Annotated in this window: 3 protein-coding genes; all 3 read right to left on the bottom strand. The window is 71.0% G+C overall.

Annotation, left to right across the window (positions count from 1 at the left end; translation table 11 throughout):
- Nucleotides 1-37: 37 nt before the first annotated feature.
- Nucleotides 38-859 (bottom strand): endonuclease I family protein, encoded by an 822-nt coding sequence (locus ACQKIP_RS43245; protein WP_365861113.1) that lies wholly within the window; start codon nucleotides 857-859, stop codon nucleotides 38-40.
- Nucleotides 860-1,070: 211 nt separating this feature from the next.
- On the bottom strand, nucleotides 1,071-1,853 hold the full coding sequence (locus ACQKIP_RS43240; RefSeq protein WP_365861115.1) for a thioesterase family protein: 783 nt from the start codon (nucleotides 1,851-1,853) through the stop codon (nucleotides 1,071-1,073).
- Between the two features lie 119 nt (nucleotides 1,854-1,972).
- On the bottom strand, nucleotides 1,973-3,193 hold the full coding sequence (locus ACQKIP_RS43235; protein ID WP_365861118.1) for an acyl-CoA dehydrogenase: 1,221 nt from the start codon (nucleotides 3,191-3,193) through the stop codon (nucleotides 1,973-1,975).
- Nucleotides 3,194-3,381 lie beyond the last annotated feature (188 nt).

Here is a 3,381-nt window from a genome sequence, read left to right as displayed (position 1 = left end):
GCCGGAGGCCGTCGCTGCCACCACCGCCGACCGTGATCTACCAGATCTCGCCGACCCACTCGGGGTGGTCGACGAACGGGTTGCGGTTGTGCTGGAACTGGTCGTAGATGACGTCGTTGCGGTTCTTCTCGAACGCGTCCGGCGGGTCCTCGTCGCTCCACTGCTTCAGCACGGAGAGGCGGCCGATGGCCGGTGCGCTGCCGTTGTCGACCTTGTCGTTGGGTTCGAGGTCGGCGAAGCCGTCGTCGCCGTCGTAGCGCACGGCCATGTAGAGGATCATGCGGGCCACATCGCCCTTGACGGCGTCACGCGGCTCGAAGGAATCGGAGTCGGTGTAGTTGCCCGGCGCCTCGCCGACCTCGCTGCCGCCGTTGTCGAAGTCCTTGTTGCCGCGGGTGCTGTTGACCGAGACGTCCGTCGGGCGCAGGTGGTGGATGTCGGTGCCGGGACCGGTCGAGGTGCCGAAGTCGCCGTGGGACTTGGCCCAAGTGTGCTCGCGGTTCCACTGGTCCGGGTCGCCGCCGTTGCTGTCCTTGCTCTGCGAGCGGCCGGTGTAGAGCAGGATCACGTTGCTGCTGTTGTCCGGGTCCTGGTCGGTGACCTTGAGCGCGTCCCAGACCTGGTCGTACGACAGCTTGGTCTGGTCGCTGATGATCGTGTGCAGGGCGCTCTTGAGCTCCGGACCGGTCTTGCCGAGCGCGTCCTTGTAGTACGTGTCGTCATAGGCGCCGGCGGTCGCCGCGGACGGAGTGGGGTCCGTGGTCGCGGCATCGGCGGCGGCCGGGACGGTGATCCCGACGAGGACCGCTGCGGCCGTCAGGGCCAGCGGTTTCCAGCGACGTATGTGAGGGACGGGCATGTGGGGGTGTCCTCTCCCGGAGTTCCCGCGCACCGCGGATCCTTCCGAAAGGACCCGCGTTCTACGCGAGTTGACAAGTGGGTCAACGGGAGAGTGGCACGGGTGGGCGCATCACTGTATGAACGTTGTGCGTCGACTCTGTGACGATGTCGTGGACACGACATGCGTGGCGAATGGGTCGATCTGCGGACGCACCTACGGCCGCGACGGTCTACAGGGGCCGGACGGTGAGGATCTGTTGTGCGTGTCCGACCGGGCCGTCGACGTCATGCAGGACGGTGCTGGTGATCCCCTGGCCGGTGGGGCCGAACGTCACCGTGGTGTCGAGCCCGGTCCAGCGGCCCCCGGGCTGCCGGTGCAGGTGCACGGTCAGGTCGACGTTGGGGAACATCCACTCGGTGGGGGACTGGCGTACGGCGATGCCGTTGGCCGTGTCGACGAGCGCGACGAAGGACGCGAGAGGGCTCGCGCTCTGCCCGGCGACGAGGTCGAGAGGGGTGGAGATCCAGGCCGTCGTACGGCCCGGCTGCGGGGGAGCCAGCGGGCGGACGTCCACGGAGGCGATGTACCCGCCCGGCCATACGGAAGCCATGTGCCAGGGCGCGAGCTCTTCGGGCGCCGTGAGCTTGTCCGCGCCGCCGCCCGCGACGGCGGTGGTGTCGGCGGAGGCGAGGAGCCAGGCCCTGGCCCGTACCACCGGACGGCCGGCCATCAGCACGACGGCTTCGAGCAGTTCGATGGTGCGGCCGGGCCGGATGCTCTCCACCCGGATCTCGCACTCGTCGAGCGCGAGGCGTCCGAGGATGTCGAGGCTGATCCGGGAGATGACGAGGCCGTTGTCCGGCCGGTCGGCCAGGTACCGGTCGATGGCGTGCACGATCAGGCCGCCGAGCGGGCTGAAGTGCATCTCGTCCGTGTCCCAGGCGCCGCCGGCGTGGGGCGTGGGCTTGTAGCGCCGCTCGTCGATGGGCTCGTAGTAGCTGCCGGTGTTCAACGGGGTCCCTCTCGGCCTGCGGGTGCGGAACCGGCGGCCGCGGGCTGCTGAGCTGTCCGGGGTCCCGGTATCCGAAGATCGTACTGGCCGGGTGGAGGGCGGGGCGGGCGGCAAGGGTCCTAGTGCAGGCCGTTGAGGTAGTGCTCCCCGATGTCGCGGAGGCGGTGCTCGGCGGAGCTGTGGGCCGTCAGGGCGCGGGCGTTGCGCCAGAACCTGTCGAGGCCGGGGTCGGCCGAAGGGGAGGGGGCGGGTGTGTCGGCGGTGAGTTCGAGGACGCGGGTGGTGACGTGCAGGGCGGCCTTGGCTGTGACCGCTTCGGCCGCGCCCACGAGGAAAGCGATCTCGGCCCGCTCGTCGGCGCCGAGCGCGGGCCCCGCCTCAAGACCCCTGGCCAGTGCTTCCGTGGCGCGCTCGACCACTGCCGCTGCCGTGTGCGCCGCCGTCGCCAACTCCCCGTAGGCGAGCAGCAGATAGGGGTCGGCGGGCGGCGGCCCGCAGTCCGCGCCGGTGTCGAGCGCCCCCACCAGGGCGGGGCGGGGCAGAGCGCGGCTGATGTCGCGGGCCTCGGAAAGCGCGCCCTCCGTGTTGCCCAGGCCGACCTGCACCAGCAGCAGGCGGCGGGTCAGCGGGGCGAGTGCGGTGAACGGAGAGATCTCGTGCTCGTCGACGGGGACCGTGCCGAGCACCTGGTGAGCGGCGATCGGTACGTCGTCGTAGCTGACGGCGCCCGCACCGCTGAGGCGCTGGCCCAGCAGATCGTGCGCGGGTTCGGTGGAGACGCCGGGGTGGGCGGGGTTCACATGGACGACCACCCATTCGCCGGTGTCCGTGCGCCGCGCCGTGTGCACGAGCCGGTCCGCTACGGCGACGCCCGCGGTCAGGGTGCGGCGGCCGTGCAGGACATAGCCGTCGGCGGTCGGGGTGAGCGCCAGGTCGGCGCCCGTCTGGGCGTCCGGCAGGTCGATGGCGCCGCCCCAGAGCCACTGCTCGTGCACGGCGCGCAGTTCGAGTGCGGCGGCGCTCTCCGGCGCGGCGAAGAGGCGCGGGCTCCACGACAGGGCGTGGTGATGTGCGAGGAGTTCGGCGATGGAACTGTCCGCCGCCGCGATGTCCCTGACCGCCGTACACGCCGTGCGCCAGTCGCTGCCGCTCTCGTCCGCCGCGCCGGATCCTGCCTGCGCGGGCGGGGTCAGGAGGCCGGGCAGTCCCGCCTCGCGCAGCCGCGAGACCTCGTCGAACGGGGGCTTGCCCGCCCGGTCGCGCAGGTCCGCGTCGACCGCGAGGTCGTCGGCGAGTTCCCGGACGACGCGCGGCGAGGCGGAAGGGGACAGCGTTGTCACGGGACGCCTCACAGATTCCTAGTTTCCCTACCTGATTGATAGGAATACTGGTCACGAACTCCCGGCGCGGCAAGAGGGCGTTCAAGGGGCGGACGGGCTTGTCTCGCCTTATGGGATCCCGGTGGGTGGTCGTGTGAGCACCCACCGGGCCGTCGTACGGGCGTCCTTCTTGGAGGCCGGCCCGGGAC

This window comes from Streptomyces sp. NPDC059900 (assembly GCF_050270335.1).
GTDB lineage: Bacteria > Actinomycetota > Actinomycetes > Streptomycetales > Streptomycetaceae > Streptomyces.
This window is presented reverse-complemented; position numbering and strand designations above follow the sequence as displayed.

Coding starts and splice junctions, on each gene's coding strand:
- ACQKIP_RS43245 (WP_365861113.1), bottom strand. CDS start 859: ATGCCCGTCCCTCACATACGTCGCTGGAAACCGCTGGCCCTGACGGCC.